This window comes from Marinobacter sp. BSs20148, from assembly GCF_000283275.1.
GTDB lineage: Bacteria > Pseudomonadota > Gammaproteobacteria > Pseudomonadales > Oleiphilaceae > Marinobacter > Marinobacter psychrophilus.
Map to the genome: position 1 here is coordinate 1,761,451 of NC_018268.1, position 14,700 is coordinate 1,776,150.

Annotated in this window: 13 protein-coding genes and 1 tRNA gene; 13 read left to right on the forward strand and 1 reads right to left on the reverse strand. The window is 54.5% G+C overall.

Translation table 11 applies throughout. The features are described 5' to 3' along the window. The first annotated feature begins 123 nt into the window (after window positions 1-123). The 13 genes from MRBBS_RS07980 to secF all read left to right on the forward strand — a co-directional run bounded on the left by MRBBS_RS07980 (window position 124) and on the right by secF (window position 13,688). Window positions 124-876, forward strand: a complete 753-nt coding sequence (locus tag MRBBS_RS07980) for a flagellar basal body rod protein FlgF (protein ID WP_014870951.1) — start codon at window positions 124-126, stop codon at window positions 874-876. 99 nt (window positions 877-975) lie between these two features. Then, a complete protein-coding gene (gene flgG / locus MRBBS_RS07985) occupies window positions 976-1,764 on the forward strand; it encodes a flagellar basal-body rod protein FlgG (protein ID WP_014870952.1) in 789 nt (262 codons plus the stop codon). Between the two features lie 30 nt (window positions 1,765-1,794). After that, window positions 1,795-2,496, forward strand: coding sequence for a flagellar basal body L-ring protein FlgH (flgH, locus tag MRBBS_RS07990; protein ID WP_014870953.1), 702 nt, complete (start codon window positions 1,795-1,797; stop codon window positions 2,494-2,496). Then, window positions 2,481-3,620 (forward strand): flagellar basal body P-ring protein FlgI, encoded by a 1,140-nt coding sequence (locus MRBBS_RS07995; protein ID WP_050996610.1) that lies wholly within the window; start codon window positions 2,481-2,483, stop codon window positions 3,618-3,620. The genes flgH and MRBBS_RS07995 overlap by 16 nt, the downstream gene beginning before the upstream one ends. A gap of 18 nt (window positions 3,621-3,638) precedes the next feature. Continuing rightward, window positions 3,639-4,631 (forward strand): flagellar assembly peptidoglycan hydrolase FlgJ, encoded by a 993-nt coding sequence (flgJ, locus tag MRBBS_RS08000; RefSeq protein WP_014870955.1) that lies wholly within the window; start codon window positions 3,639-3,641, stop codon window positions 4,629-4,631. Window positions 4,632-4,636: 5 nt separating this feature from the next. Next, window positions 4,637-6,655: a flagellar hook-associated protein FlgK gene (gene flgK, locus MRBBS_RS08005; protein WP_014870956.1), complete on the forward strand. Its 2,019-nt coding sequence runs from the start codon at window positions 4,637-4,639 to the stop codon at window positions 6,653-6,655. A gap of 30 nt (window positions 6,656-6,685) precedes the next feature. Next, complete coding sequence (gene flgL, locus MRBBS_RS08010; protein ID WP_014870957.1) at window positions 6,686-7,894, forward strand: flagellar hook-associated protein FlgL; 1,209 nt, start codon at window positions 6,686-6,688, stop codon at window positions 7,892-7,894. A gap of 81 nt (window positions 7,895-7,975) precedes the next feature. Next, window positions 7,976-8,062: transfer RNA gene (locus MRBBS_RS08015), tRNA-Leu, on the forward strand. Between the two features lie 45 nt (window positions 8,063-8,107). After that, window positions 8,108-9,217: a tRNA preQ1(34) S-adenosylmethionine ribosyltransferase-isomerase QueA gene (queA, locus tag MRBBS_RS08020; protein WP_014870958.1), complete on the forward strand. Its 1,110-nt coding sequence runs from the start codon at window positions 8,108-8,110 to the stop codon at window positions 9,215-9,217. 14 nt (window positions 9,218-9,231) lie between these two features. Further along, entirely contained in the window at window positions 9,232-10,353 is a 1,122-nt protein-coding gene (tgt, locus tag MRBBS_RS08025; RefSeq protein WP_041635530.1) for a tRNA guanosine(34) transglycosylase Tgt, read from the forward strand. 43 nt (window positions 10,354-10,396) lie between these two features. Continuing rightward, window positions 10,397-10,759, forward strand: coding sequence for a preprotein translocase subunit YajC (gene yajC, locus MRBBS_RS08030; RefSeq protein WP_014870960.1), 363 nt, complete (start codon window positions 10,397-10,399; stop codon window positions 10,757-10,759). A gap of 96 nt (window positions 10,760-10,855) precedes the next feature. Continuing rightward, window positions 10,856-12,742 (forward strand): protein translocase subunit SecD, encoded by a 1,887-nt coding sequence (gene secD, locus MRBBS_RS08035; protein WP_014870961.1) that lies wholly within the window; start codon window positions 10,856-10,858, stop codon window positions 12,740-12,742. Beyond that, a complete protein-coding gene (secF, locus tag MRBBS_RS08040; RefSeq protein WP_014870962.1) occupies window positions 12,735-13,688 on the forward strand; it encodes a protein translocase subunit SecF in 954 nt (317 codons plus the stop codon). The genes secD and secF overlap by 8 nt, the downstream gene beginning before the upstream one ends. A 152-nt stretch (window positions 13,689-13,840) precedes the next feature. Here secF and MRBBS_RS08045 read toward each other — a convergent pair whose 3' ends face one another. Next, window positions 13,841-14,641: an inositol monophosphatase family protein gene (locus tag MRBBS_RS08045; protein ID WP_014870963.1), complete on the reverse strand. Its 801-nt coding sequence runs from the start codon at window positions 14,639-14,641 to the stop codon at window positions 13,841-13,843. Window positions 14,642-14,700 lie beyond the last annotated feature (59 nt).

Here is a 14,700-nt window from a genome sequence, read left to right on the forward strand (position 1 = left end):
ACCGGGCCAGATAAGGCCCGGTTTTGCTTAATCCTGAAATTTTCTTATTTCGTTGCCACTCAAACTGGCACGACTTCTGCTTAAATAATGGTAACAGTCAAATATCCGGCAGGAGCCTTCCCCATGGACAAAGCCCTTTATATCGGAATGTCCGGTGCCAAGCAGAACATGCTGGCCCAGCGCGCCCACGCTAACAACTTGGCTAACGTGACCACCACCGGTTTCAAAAAAGACTTCGCCCAGGCCCGCAGCATGCCGGTGTATGGCGGGCATTTCCCTACACGCGCCTACGCCATGACTGAGCGCCCGGGTACCGATTTGTCTTCGGGCGCACTGATGGAAACCGGGCGAAAACTGGATGTGGCGATTGAAGGCGACAGCTGGCTGGCGGTGCAAAACAACCTGGGTGAAGAAGTGTTCACTCGCAGTGGGTCTTTGCAGATAGATGTAAATGGCCTGCTGCGATTGGCTAACGGTGAAATGGTGCTGGGCAATGGTGGTCCGGTGGCTTTGCCGCCTTTTGATAACGTTGAGATTGGTGCCGATGGCACGGTGTCTATTGTTCCGGTGGGCGGGCCTCCCGATCAGTTGGTGGAGGTGGATCGGCTTAAGCTGGTAACACCGCCGACACAGGCACTGGAAAAAGGCCCCGATGGCTTCATACGTCGCAAGGCCGATCAGGCGCTTGGTGGCAGTGAACCGGCTGATGCCAACGCTCGGGTTTCCGGTGGCTTTCTGGAAAGCTCTAACGTAAACGCGGTGGCCGAAATGATTTCCAATCTGCAGCTTTCGCGGCAATACGAAATGCAGGTGAAAGTAATGAGCACCGCGAAGGAAAATTCTGAAGCAGCGGCACGGCTATTGCAGAACCTTTAATAGCACGGGTATCAAAACTTGAAACAACACGCCGGCGGGCGGGAAAGCGGCAAGATTTCGCCGCCATCAACAACCGCCTGACGGTAGGGAGCGATAAAAATGCATCCAGCATTATGGGTCAGTAAAACCGGGTTAAGCGCGCAGGACACTAACATGTCCACTATCTCTAACAACCTGGCGAACGTGAACACCACCGGTTTCAAACGCGACCGCGCGGTGTTTCAGGATCTGCTGTATCAGGTGAAACGCCAACCCGGTGGTTTGAACACGCAGAATACCGAACTGCCCTCCGGGTTGCAGTTGGGTACCGGTGTGCGGGTTGTGGGTACCGCCAAACAGTTTACCCAAGGCAACTTGCAGATAACCGAGCAGCCCCTGGATATGGCGGTTAACGGTCGCGGCTTCTTGCAGGTGCAATTGCCAGATGGCCAAACCGCCTATACCCGCGACGGTCAGTTTCAGCTGAATTCCGATGGTGATGTTGTAAACCCCGATGGCAACGCGTTGCAGCCCAACATCAACATTCCAGCAAACGCCACGAACGTGACCATCGGTCGCGATGGCACTGTAACCGCTGTCACCGATGATCAGGCCGCTCCCATCAACCTTGGCCAGATAACCCTGGTGGACTTTATTAACCCGCAGGGTCTACAGGCGATTGGTAATAACCTGTTCAAGCAGACCAACGCCAGTGGCGACCCGGCCGAAGGTGAACCCGGCCTGGCCGGGCTGGGTTCACTGGAGCAGGGCTCTATTGAGTCTTCTAACGTGGAAGTTGTGGAAGAGCTGGTGAATATGATTACCACCCAGCGCGCCTATGAAATGAACTCGAAAGTCGTGTCGACTGTTGACCAGATGCTGCAGTTCATCACCAACAATATTGGTTAATGCCGGTGCTTTCCGGTCAGAGGTTTCGCTATGACAGCTAACGCCGTTTTTTTACAGTTCCGCCGCAGCGCCAGCGTTGCGTTGGTTCTGGTGCTGGCGGTGCTTCAGGGTTGCGCTGCGATGAGCCGGCCCCGTGCCATGCCAGATGACCCGGAATACGCTCCGGTGCGTGCTCAGGCGATGATGCAGCGCGATCTCGAAACCGGTTCTATTTACCAGATTAGCCGCAATTACAATTTTTACGGTGACACAGTGGCGCTCAACGTGGGCGATGTGCTTACGGTGACCTTGAACGAGTCTACCCGCGCCAGTAAAAACGCGGAAACCAGTATCTCGAAAGACAGTGACATCAGCCTGACCGAGCCCAACATATTTGGTAGAAACAAGCTGGGGCTGGCAACGGCTATCGAGCAACAGCGAGATTTTCAGGGTGCCGCAGAGGCGGATCAAAGCAACAGCCTGGCCGGCAGCATCACCGTAACGGTCACCGAAGTATTGCCTAATGGCGTGTTGCGCATTCGTGGCGAGAAGTGGCTGTCGCTGACCAATGGCGAAGAATACATTCGCCTGACAGGATTGGTGCGGCCTCAGGATATCAAGCCGGACAATACTCTGGCGTCTAATCGCATTGCCGATGCCCGCATTGCTTACGGTGGCACCGGTGATTTTGACCAAGCCAACCAGATGGGCTGGATGGGGCGTTTCTTCAACAGCGAATGGTGGCCTCTGTGAACCTTTCCAAAGTGATTCTGTGTAAAACGAATGTGCGCAAATGTTTGGCAATAGTATTAATGGCGCTAATGGTGGCTTCGCCGGTGATGGCTGACAGGCTTAAGGACTTGGCCCGCATCAAAGGCGTGCGTGACAACCAGCTGGTGGGTTATGGCTTGGTGGTTGGCTTGGCCGGCACCGGCGACAAAGCGCCATTTACCAACCAGACCTTCCGCAACATGATGAACCAGTTTGGCGTCACTTTGCCGGAAGGCGTTGATCCAAAACTGGCGAACGTCGCTGCGGTGACGGTGAACGCTACCATTCCACCGTTTGCCAAGCCCGGTCAGCAAATCGACATTACCGTGTCGTCTATCGGCAACGCCAAAAGCTTGCGCGGCGGTGTCCTGCTGATGACCACGCTGAAAGGCGCTGATGGCAACGTGTATGCGCTTGCACAAGGTAGCCTGACTGTCAGTGGCTTTGGCGCTGAAGGGCTGGACGGCTCGCGTATTACCGTTAACATTCCCAGCGCAGGGCGAATCCCCAACGGCGCTACTGTCGAGCGCGAAGTGGCTTCGCCATTCAACAATGGCGATACCGTCACGTTTAATCTGTTGCGCGCAGACTTCACTACCGCCCGTCGGGTTGTTGAAGCCATCAACGGCAACTTAGGCCCGGATATGGCTTACGCCCACGACGCCACCTCCGTTTCTGTGCGCGCCCCGCGGGATGCTTCTCAGCGAGTCAGCTTTCTGTCGATTCTGGAAAATATTGAAGTGAATCCGGCTGAAGCCGCTGCCAAGGTGGTGATCAACAGCCGCACCGGCACCATTGTGGTGGGCCAGAACGTGAAGGTCAGCGCGGCTGCGGTCACCCACGGCAATCTGACGGTGATGATTCAGGAAAACCCTAATGTGGTGCAGCCTAATCCGTTAGCGGCTGGCGACACCGAAGTAGTGCAAGACTCTCAGATCGCGGTGACCGAAGACCCGGCTCGCATGTTCAAGTTTGGTCCTGCGGTTACCTTGAACGAGATAGTTCAGGCGGTAAACCAGGTGGGTGCGGCTCCGGGCGACGTAATGGCGGTACTGGAAGCGTTAAAACAAGCCGGTGCACTGCGCGCCGAGCTGATTGTTATTTAGAGTAGCAGGGGCAGAACGATGCAGGACTACCGGATTCAACAGGCCAATGTCTACACCGACTTCGAAGGCCTGAACGCGCTGAAAACCCAGGCCCGTACCGACAAAGAGTCGGCACTGCGGGAAGTGGCGCGGCAATTTGAAAGCCTGTTTCTGGCGGAAATGCTCAAGTCTATGCGCAAAGCCGGTGACGTGATGGCGGAGGGCAACTACCTGAACACCAACGAGAGCCAGGCTTATCGGGATATGTTCGACAATCAGATAAGCCTGTCGATGTCTGGCAACCAGGGTACCGGTCTGGCGGACGCTTTGGTGCGCCAGCTTAGCCCGAAAGTACCCGGTATGAGATCTGACGGTAGCCCGCTGGCCGGCCAAAAAGCGACGTTGGCCGATTACGATCGCAGCGTGCCGCCTTTGTCACCACGGTTACCAGTGGAAGTTAAGAGTGTGCAACAGCTGGCTGAAGCCTTGCCGGTTATGGCTGATGTTTCCGAAGACGACGCGCCATTGCTCGCGCGCTTTGAATCTCCGGAACAGTTCGTACAAACCCTGCTGCCCATGGCGCAACGCATCGCCAAAGACAGCGGCATTAACCCACGGTTTATGGTGGCCCAAGCCGCGCTTGAAACCGGTTGGGGCAAAAACATGATTGAAGGTGAGGGCGACAGTCCCAGTTATAACCTGTTTGGCATAAAGGCCGATCAGCGTTGGCAGGGTGATTCGGTTGCTATTACCACCACGGAGTTCCGCGAAGGCGTGCCGATGAAAGAACAGGCGGAGTTCCGTGCTTACGCCGATTACGAAGCCAGTATGCGGGACTATGTAGATTTTCTGGAATCTAATCCACGTTATCGGGACGTGTTGGCCGTGGCGGACAAACCCGCCCAGTTTGCTGAAAAACTGCAGCAGGCCGGTTACGCCACCGATCCGAATTACGCTGAGAAAATTCGCAGCATCATGAACCGTGATTCTCTGATGACGGTTTCCATGGGCCGAGCTGAGGCCGGGGAGTAAACGCAATGGCAGGATTACTGGGCATTGGTTTAAGCGGCATACTCGGGCACCAGGCTGCGCTGAACACCACCGCTAATAACATCACCAACGCCAACACACCGGGTTATAGTCGCCAGGAGGTGCAGTTTGGCGCTCAGACACCGCAGCGTACCGGCGCCGGTAGTATTGGCACCGGCGTCAATGTGGAAAACATTCGCCGCCTAGCCAACGAATACCTGACGCAGCAAATCCGTGAGGATTCCAGCCTTGAGGGCGAGCAAAGAACTCTGAACAACGAGCTAAGCCGCCTGGATAACCTGCTGGGTGGCGAGTCTACGGGCCTCAGTACATCCTTGAATAACTTTTTTGCCAGTCTGCAGAACGCCGCTGAAGACCCTACCTCATTGCCCCAGCGCCAGCTTGTCATAAGTGAAGGCGAGCAAGTGGTAAAACGCTTTTCTGCGCTTAATGAAAAGTTCATTCAGCAGCGCGAATCGGTTAAAACCCAGATGCAGCAGGGCGCTAAAGACGCCAACGCGCTGATTGCCAGTATTGCCGATTTGAACTCGGCGATAGCCCAATCCCCTGGACTTGCTCAGGGCAGAATGCCCAACGATCTTTTAGACCAGCGTGATGAAAAACTGCGCCAGCTGTCAGAGCTGGTAAGCATAAAAATCAGCCCAACCGAAGGCGCTCAGGTGAATGTCACCCTGAACAACGGCCAGGGCCTGGTTACAGGCAACATCGCTGCACAGCTTGGCACCCGGCCCAGTGCCTCTGACCCCTTAATGCTGGAGTTTACGCTGGGCACCAGTGGCCGGGTTGTGAACGTCGACAGCCAGATTGACGGTGGAAAGCTGGGCGGCCTGCGTCACTTTCAGCAGCAGGTTTTAGCACCGGCGTTTGACGAGCTTGGCCGTATTGCCATCGCGCTGGCCGATACCATGAACAGCCAGCATCAGATTGGTATGGATTTAGAAGGCGAACTGGGGGGGCTGTTTTTTAAGGATTTTAATAGCGCAGCTTTGCAGACCAGCCGGGTGATTCCGAGCGCCAATAACCAGCCCGCGAGTAACGCCCAGTTGGCCGTCGAAATAACCGACAGCTCTGCGCTTGCCGCCGGAACTTGGAGTTTGAAATTTGGCGCTACCAGCAGTTACCAGCTGACTAATGATCGCACTGGCGAAGTGGTAAGCGGCAGTTTGCCCGCGGTTGGCGACGAAATCATTATGCCCGGATTCAGTATCCGTTATGACGGCGGCACGTTAACGGATGGCCACAGCTTCCAGATTCAGCCCACGCGCAATGGCGCCGCTGATATTGCGATGCAGGTTCGACGTGAAGAAGACCTGGCGTTTGCTAGCCCGATTCGGGCTGAAGGCGGTCAAGGTAACAAAGGCACTGGAGCCATTAGCCAGGGCACGATGCAGGCGGTAACGTATCCGGACGGCACATCCTTACCCGGGTTTACGTCCAGCACTGGATTGGCAAACGGGCCGTTGCAAGTGAGTTTTGTCGACGACGGCAGTGGTGGGCTTAACTATATAATTACCGACGGTGACACCGTTCCCAATACCGTCGTTAGCGCGACGCCATACACTGAGGGTCAGGGGCTATTCAGTGATAATCCGGCACTCATACCGAACTACCAGGGCTATCAGTTCAGCGTGACAGGTCAACCCAAAGCGGGTGATGTCTTTACCATTGAATCCAACGAAAATGGCGTATCTGACAACCGCAACGCCGAGGCTCTAGCGTCGTTTGGCATAAAAAACACGCTGAACAATGGCAGCCAGAGCTTTGCCGAAGGCTACGCCGGGTTGGTGGAAAATGTCGGTGTACAAACCCGCCAGAGTCAGCTGGATCTGGAGGCAGGAAAAACCTTGCTGGAGCAGTCGTTCAATCAGCGAGAAGCTGTTTCCGGGGTGAATCTGGATCAGGAAGCCGGCAAATTGATTCAGTACCAGGCCGCTTACAACGCGTCGGCTAAAGTGATTACCGTTGCACAGGACCTGTTCAACACATTGCTGCAAACCTTCCGCTAAAGCGGGCAAGGTTCAAAAAGGTAATGCGAGATGATTAGAATATCTTCACAACAAATCTTTTCCGGCGGTATCAACCGACTGCAGGATCTGAGCGCGCAGCTGAACAAAACCGACGAGCAGATTGCCACCGGTAAGCGCGTGAACCGACCGTCAGACGACCCGGTTGCGGCGGCGCGTATTCTGAAGCTGGATCAGGAAGTGAAACGCATCGAAACCTACGAGCGCAACGCGCAACTGGCCAACAACCGGCTGGGTCAGGAAGAAAGCGCCATTTCCAGTTCCCTGGACATTCTGCAGCGCGTGCGTGAGTTGACGGTGCAGGCCGGTAACGGCTCGCTGTCGGCCAACGATCGCTTGTCTATCAGCTCAGAAATGAAAGAGCGTCTGCAGCAGTTGGCACAAACGGCCAATACCCAAGACGCCTCTGGTGAGTATATTTTTAGTGGTTTTCAGGGCGGCTCACCGGCTTACGCCAAAGAAGCCGGTGAATGGACGTATCAGGGCGACGAAGGGCAACGGATGCTGGAGATTGATGACGGCGTCACTGTCGCCATCAGCGATAATGGTAAAGGCATTTTTGACCGTATTCCTGCGACGGCGAGTGGGGCGCTAAACGTCCCCATCCCTCTTCCTGTGCCGGCTCCTGATGGCCGCATTAACAGTATTAGTGTGATTAATCGTTCGGATTTACAGGCTGGCGGTTTGGCATCTCTGGAGCTGACTGTCTCAGCCCCAAATCAATTGCAGTATCTGGATAAGGATGGGGTTACCCAGTCTGTCGCCTTTGAACCCGGCGAGCCGGTCACGGTGAACGGCGTGCAATTCACCCTAACAGATGCGGTGTTAAACGATGTATTTACCATTGAAACCGGCGAAAAACAGTCAGTATTCAAAACCATAGAAAATCTGATTAGCGGCCTGGATAACTTGAGCAAAAGCGGTAGTGCAGGGTCAGACGCCTACAACGATCTGATTGCCGGCTCGCTAGCCAACATCGATAATGCTCAGGAAAGTTTTATTTTAAAGCAGACCGAACTGGGTGGGCGGATGAATTCGGTGGAATCCACCCAGGCGTTTCTGGAAGATTCCGCACTCTACAGCAAAGAGATTCGCTCCCAGCTGCAAGACATAGATTACGCGGAGGCTATTAGCACGTTGAGCTTTCAGAGCTTTGTATTGCAGGCGGCACAACAATCGTTTGCACGCGTTTCTCAGCTTTCGCTGTTTGACCGTTTGTAAATTATTGCCGGGGCAGGGCAATTGTTCTGCTTTTGTCATTGATTTCAGGCTCAACGTCAGTATACTTGCCCCTCTTCCGATGGCGGCGTGGTGGAATTGGTAGACACGACGGATTCAAAATCCGTTGCTAGTAATAGTGTGGCGGTTCGAGTCCGCCCGCCGCTACCATATACTTATAAGCCGCACCCTGCGGTTTCGTGCATAGTTCTTCCCATGAATGTCTCAGATTTTCGTTTTGACTTACCGGATGAGCTGATTGCCCGCTATCCGTTGAGTGAACGCTCTGCTTCCCGTCTATTTTGCCTTGATGGCCTGTCTGGCGATATAAATCATCGCCGCTTCACAGATCTACCCGATTTCCTGCAGCCTGGTGATTTGCTGGTGTTCAACAACACCAAGGTGATTCCTGCGCGCCTGTTCGGAAAAAAAGAAAGCGGCGGCGCGGTAGAAATTCTGGTGGAACGCATCACCGGCGATCAGCAGATGCTGGCGCACGTGCGCGCGTCAAAATCCCCCAAGCCTGGACAGCAGGTATTGTTGGAAGACGGAACTGCGTTGAACGTTATCGCCCGCGCCGATGCATTGTTCGAGTTGCAGGCGGACGGCCGCGAATCACTGCTGGATATTCTTGATCGTCTGGGCCATATGCCTCTGCCACCTTATATTGATCGCGCGGATGAGGCGTCTGACCGAGAGCGCTACCAAACTGTTTATGCCCGCGAGGCAGGCGCGGTTGCCGCGCCAACCGCTGGCCTTCATTTTGATGAAGCGCTGCTGCAGAAGCTCGCAGCGATGGGCGTAGACTCGACGTTTGTGACCCTTCATATCGGCGCCGGAACCTTTCAACCGGTGCGGGTAGACAAGCTGGAAGATCACGTAATGCATCATGAACTGGTGCATGTGCGTCAGGACACGGTAGATGCAGTGGCCCGTACCCGCGCCCGTGGCGGCCGAGTGATTGCCGTGGGCACCACCTCGGTGCGCTCGCTGGAATCGGCCAGTCGCCACGGCGACCTGCGCCCATTTACTGGCGATACTGACATATTTATTTACCCCGGTTACAACTTTCAGGCCGTAGATGCACTGATTACCAATTTCCATTTACCCGAATCTACGCTGATCATGCTGGTCAGTGCCTTTGCCGGTTACGAACACGTGATGGGCGCTTATAAAGAAGCCGTGCGCGAAGGTTATCGCTTTTTCAGCTATGGCGACGCCATGTTCATTACCGGGCAAGTGCCCAGCCGTGGCATGCTGCAGCATTCTGCAACGGAGCCGCAGGGCGGCCCCGAAACACAAGAACTTCGCGGAGAAACCCGGTGACTGACGCCTGTTTTATGAAATTTGAAAAACTGGGTGAAGACGGCCGTGCGCGCCTTGGTCGCCTGACCTTTCCCCGCGGTGTGGTGGAAACGCCGGCATTTATGCCCGTTGGCACGTATGGCACAGTGAAAGGCATGTTGCCCCGTGACATCAAGGAAATTGGTGCCCACATCATTTTGGGTAATACCTTTCACCTGATGCTGCGCCCTGGTACTGAAGTGATCAAAGCCCACGGCGACCTACACGATTTTACCCAGTGGCAAGGGCCGATTCTGACTGACTCTGGCGGATTTCAGGTGTTTAGCTTGGGCGAAACCAGTAAAATTACTGAGCAAGGCGTGATTTTCCGCTCGCCGGTGGATGGCTCGCCGGTGGAGTTGAACCCGGAAATTGCAATGCAGGTGCAGCGCGACTTGGGTTCTGACATCGTGATGATCTTTGACGAATGCACGCCTTATCCGGCTACCGAGAAAGAAGCCAAAGATTCGATGGAGTTGTCGTTGCGCTGGGCAGCCCGCAGTAAGAATGCCCATGAGGGGAATCCGGCAGCGTTGTTTGGCATTGTGCAGGGCGGGATGTACGAAGGCCTGCGCCAGCAGTCGCTGGACGGCCTGACCAACATCGGATTTGACGGCTACGCCATTGGTGGGCTGTCGGTGGGCGAGCCTAAAGAGGACATGATTCGCATTCTGGACGACTTGCCGCCAAAAATGCCGGCGGATAAGCCCCGTTACCTGATGGGCGTAGGCCGCCCTGAGGATATAGTAGAAGCAGTGCGTCGCGGTGTGGATATGTTTGACTGCGTAATGCCTACCCGCAACGCCCGTAACGGGTATCTCTTTACCGCTACCGGCACTGTTAAGATTCGCAACGCCAAAAACCGCCACGACACGGCGCCGCTGGATGACAGTTGTGATTGTTATACCTGTCAGAACTTTTCCAGAAGTTATCTGCATCATCTCGATAAGTGTGGAGAAATGCTCGCGTCGCAGCTGAACACCATTCACAATTTACGCTATTATCAGAACCTGATGAGCGGATTGCGTGGGGCCATTGAAGCAGGTACATTGTGCGACTTTGTAATCGAATTCTACGCCTTGCGCGGTGCAACGGCGCCCGAGCTTAGCGGCGCCTGAACCTACTATTCACACCTTTTCATTCAATTAACGGAGAAAATACATGAAATCGATCAAATTATTTGTTGCCGCACTGCTGGCACTGGCTCCCACGCTTGCAATGGCGCAGGACGCGGCCGGCGGTAGTATGGGTGTTATAGGGCAAGTTATCTTTTTCGCCGGCTTTATTCTGATTTTTTACTTCCTAATCTGGCGTCCGCAGTCTAAACGCGCCAAAGAGCACAAGTCATTGATGTCTGGCCTGAACAAAGGCGACGAAGTGGTTACTTCTGGCGGTATGGTTGGCAAGATCACCAAAGTATCTGATGACTTTATTGTTCTGGAAGTGGCCGACAATGTCTCAGTTCGTATCCAAAAAGTAGCGGTTTCCGGTGCTTTGCCAAAAGGCTCGTTGAAAGACATCTGAGCCTCGCCAACGGACGTTCAGCCGGGCTTTTTAGCCAGGCTGGTTCTATCTGGCTGAAACACCACGGTCGGCGCCAGCCCGGCTTATAGGAACCCCATGCTTAACAAGTATCCGCTCTGGAAAAACCTCATTATTCTGGTTGCCCTCGCAATCGGTTTTGTATATGCACTCCCCAACCTGTTCCCGGATGATTTTGCCGTTCAGGTTACCGGTGCCCGCAGCAGTACCGAAGTTGACGCACTCGTTCTGGAACGTGCAGTGCAGGCTCTGGAGTCCCAGGGTATTGAGGTAAAAAGTAGCAGTTTGCAGGATCGTGATGCGCTTATTCGGGTAACCAGCGGCGAAGATCAGCTTCAGGCCCGCCCTGCAGTTCAAGCGGTATTGGGAAACGACTATTTGGTCGCGCTGAATATGGCCGCTTCTACTCCGGGCTGGTTGAGCAGTCTGGGTGCCGGTCCAATGAAGTTGGGCCTGGATTTGCGCGGCGGCATCCACTTCCTGTTGGAAGTGGATATGGAAACTGCGGTAAGCCAGCGTCTGGAAGCTTTAGCCGGGCAGATTAAGCGTGAACTGCGTGAAGAACGCATTCGCTACCGTGGTGGTGAGCTAGAGGGGGACCTGAAAGACGGGCAGGAAATTATTCTCAGCTTTCGCGATGACGAATCCCGCGCCGAGGCCTTCACCCTGATTCGCCGTCAGTACCTTCAGTTTTTGATGGATGAGCGCACCCGTGGCGACGAGCGCCTTATTGCGTTGACCCTGTCCGAAGCCGAAGTACGATCCATCCAGGAATACGCCCTTGAGCAGAACCTGACCACCATCCGTAACCGTGTGAACGAACTGGGTGTGGCAGAACCGCTGGTTCAGCGTCAGGGCACCAGTCGCATCATCGTTGAATTGCCGGGTGTTCAAGATACCGCGCAAGCCAAACGCGTACTGGGTGCAACCGCAAATCTGGAATTCCGGATGGAAGCGCGACCAGACACGCCAGCCGGCAGCGTAGAAACCTTCGGTTTTCGCGATACGCCCCAACGCACTGCACGCCTGGAGCGTGAGCTCATTGCCACGGGTAATAACGTGGCCAACGCCCAGCAGCAATTCGATGAAAACGGCCAGCCACAAGTCAGCATTACTATGGATTCTGTAGGCGGCGATTTGATGAACCGCGCCACTCGCAACGCTGTTGGCCGGCGTATGGCGGTGCTGTTTATTGAGTTCCGCACCGAAACCGAAGACCGTATGGTTGACGGCGAAGTGGTCACCGAAGAAAAACGGGTAGTGGATAAAGGCATCATTAGCCTGGCTACGGTGCAGTCTGCATTGGGTGCGAGTTTCCGTATAACCGGTCTGGACTCGATTCCGGAAGCGTCGGAGCTGGCACTGCTGCTGCGCGCCGGTGCACTGGCCGCGCCCATGTACTTTGTACAGGAACGAACCATTGGCCCTAGCCTGGGTCAGAAAAATATCGACGCCGGTATGATGTCGGTATTGTTGGGCTTTGTGCTGGTGTTGATTTATATGGCGCTTTACTACCGCGGTTTCGGGCTTATTGCCAACGTATCGCTAACCTTGAACCTGATGCTACTTATCGCCTGCATGTCGATTCTGTCGGCCACGCTGACGCTGCCGGGTATCGCTGGTATCGTTTTAACGGTGGGTATGGCAGTAGACGCCAACGTCCTTATTTTTGAACGCATAAGGGAAGAGCTTAAAGCCGGCACCGCGCCGCAGCTGGCTATAAATGCCGGTTACTCGCGGGCTTTTGTCTCCATTTTTGATGCTAACATCACAACCTTACTGGTGGCGCTCATTTTGTTTGCCATGGGTTCCGGTCCGGTGAAGGGTTTTGCGATTACCTTAAGCCTGGGCATTATGACATCGATGTTCTCTGGCCTGGTGGTCAGCCGCAGTATCGTCAATGTGGTTTATGGTGGCCGCAGGGTCGAAAAACTTTCGATCGGAGGGAAGCAGGCTAATGCATGACGCTCAGGAAAAACCGTTTGATTTTATGGGTTTTCGGAAGATTGCTACGATACTCTCGATTACTCTATTGGTGCTCGCTATCGGCCTGTTGGCGATTCGCGGGCTGAACTTCGGTATGGATTTCACCGGCGGCACGTCGGTGGAATTTGAATACGAACAAGCGCCAGCGCTTGCTGGGATACGCACAGCGTTGAGTGATGCCGGCTATGACCAATTTGTAGTGCAGAATTTCGGTTCTGATAAAACGGTTTTGGTGCGGTTGTCTGAGTCTGCTAACGACATGCTGGCCCAAGAGATTACCAGCACCTTAACCGCCGGCGGAGCGGAGTTGAAGCTGATCAGTTCGGAGTTTATAGGCTCCCAGGTAGGCGAAGAACTGAAAGAGGACAGCGGTTTGGGCATGCTGATTGCCTTGCTGGTGGTACTGATTTACGTTGGCATGCGCTTTCAGTTCAAATTCGGTATTGCTGCCGTGCTGCCTCTGGCTCACGACGTTATCATTGTGCTGGGTATTTTTTCGCTGTTTCAATGGACCTTTGATCTTACAGTTCTGGCCGCCCTGTTAGCCATTATCGGCTACTCTCTGAACGACACTATTGTGGTGGCGGACCGTATCCGGGAAAACTTCCGCACCATGCGGGTAGGGGACTCATGGGAGGTGATCAACACCTCCATTCACCAGACCATCAGCCGTACCATTAATACCTCCGGTACCACTCTGGTGGTGCTGATTGCGCTTTACGTGTTCGGCGGTGAGGCGATTAATAAATTCGCCCTGGCGTTGATCTTCGGCGTAGTGGTGGGTACCTATTCCTCTATTTACGTATCGGCGAACTTGCTGATTGCGCTCGGCGTGTGCCGTGAAGATTTGATCCTGCCGGTGAAGGAAGGTGTGGTCGGCCAGGATGAAGACGAGCAGCCGCCGGAATGGTTGAACCGTATGTAGCTCTTTTGAAAGGGCCCTGTTGGGAAGCCCTGCTATTTTATTGGCAGCGGTTTCGTAATCACAAAAAAACCGCCAGTCTCTCGGGATTGGCGGTTTTTTTGTGCTTGCCTTGCTAGTTGCTAGTTGCTAGTTGCTAGTAGGGCAAGTGTGCTTTACCGGGGCAAGCGGCCTCGGAACGGATGCAGCTCCTTCAGCAATTCACGAAACAGCTTGGGGTTAGCCACAATCAGCTGCTTTGCGTTACTGACTGATGGGTTGCCAGAGAAGTCCCCGGTCAAGGCGCCCGACTCCATGGCCAAGGCAACGCCCAGGTCTAGGTCGGCGCCTTCAGGACGAAAGGCAATCACTGCGTCAAGATGGCCGGCCGACACCCGTGCGATGTCCAGCACCACACATCCGGATGTACGGAAAATGCGTGAGTTGGTCGCCAGAACGGTGGCTATTTCGCCCCAAAGCTGAGGGTTGTCGTCTTTGCGGGCCTGATCCAGAACGTTAGTAGCCAGAGCCGCGCTGGTTAGCTGGCGCACTTCTGATACTCGCACCCGGCGGCTGTTCAGTGCGGCACCGTGGCCGCGGCTGGCCGCGTATTCTTCGCCAGTGATTGGGTTAACAATCAGCAGACTCTCAATTCGGTTGTTTTTTTTCTGGGCCAGTGCTAAAACAAATTCCGGAATACCTCGCAGAAAATTGTCGCGACCCAGAACCGGAAAGATGTGCCAGCTTTTGTCATAGGTGCCGGCATCCGCTGCGTTCAGGGGAGCAATGTTGTGGTCTTTATAGGCTTTTTCGAGCTGCTCTACGAAATTATCGTAAATGGCCTTTTCGACGCGATCCAGCTGACGCTCACGCTCGCTGTTGTCTTTGTCGCTGGGTTCCTGGCGCTCGAAATGTGCTTTCAGGTAGTCCGATCCCTGGCGCGCAACGCGCAGGGCCATTTTAATCGCTGGTTGCATCTGAGTAATCATTATCCGGGTGTATGAAGGCCGCGTATCATAGCAGTCGATGCGCGCTT

Coding starts and splice junctions, on each gene's coding strand:
- MRBBS_RS07980 (WP_014870951.1), top strand. CDS start 124: ATGGACAAAGCCCTTTATATCGGAATGTCCGGTGCCAAGCAGAACATG.
- flgG (WP_014870952.1), top strand. CDS start 976: ATGCATCCAGCATTATGGGTCAGTAAAACCGGGTTAAGCGCGCAGGAC.
- flgH (WP_014870953.1), top strand. CDS start 1,795: ATGACAGCTAACGCCGTTTTTTTACAGTTCCGCCGCAGCGCCAGCGTT.
- MRBBS_RS07995 (WP_050996610.1), top strand. CDS start 2,481: ATGGTGGCCTCTGTGAACCTTTCCAAAGTGATTCTGTGTAAAACGAAT.
- flgJ (WP_014870955.1), top strand. CDS start 3,639: ATGCAGGACTACCGGATTCAACAGGCCAATGTCTACACCGACTTCGAA.
- flgK (WP_014870956.1), top strand. CDS start 4,637: ATGGCAGGATTACTGGGCATTGGTTTAAGCGGCATACTCGGGCACCAG.
- flgL (WP_014870957.1), top strand. CDS start 6,686: ATGATTAGAATATCTTCACAACAAATCTTTTCCGGCGGTATCAACCGA.
- queA (WP_014870958.1), top strand. CDS start 8,108: ATGAATGTCTCAGATTTTCGTTTTGACTTACCGGATGAGCTGATTGCC.
- tgt (WP_041635530.1), top strand. CDS start 9,232: ATGAAATTTGAAAAACTGGGTGAAGACGGCCGTGCGCGCCTTGGTCGC.
- yajC (WP_014870960.1), top strand. CDS start 10,397: ATGAAATCGATCAAATTATTTGTTGCCGCACTGCTGGCACTGGCTCCC.
- secD (WP_014870961.1), top strand. CDS start 10,856: ATGCTTAACAAGTATCCGCTCTGGAAAAACCTCATTATTCTGGTTGCC.
- secF (WP_014870962.1), top strand. CDS start 12,735: ATGCATGACGCTCAGGAAAAACCGTTTGATTTTATGGGTTTTCGGAAG.
- MRBBS_RS08045 (WP_014870963.1), bottom strand. CDS start 14,641: ATGCAACCAGCGATTAAAATGGCCCTGCGCGTTGCGCGCCAGGGATCG.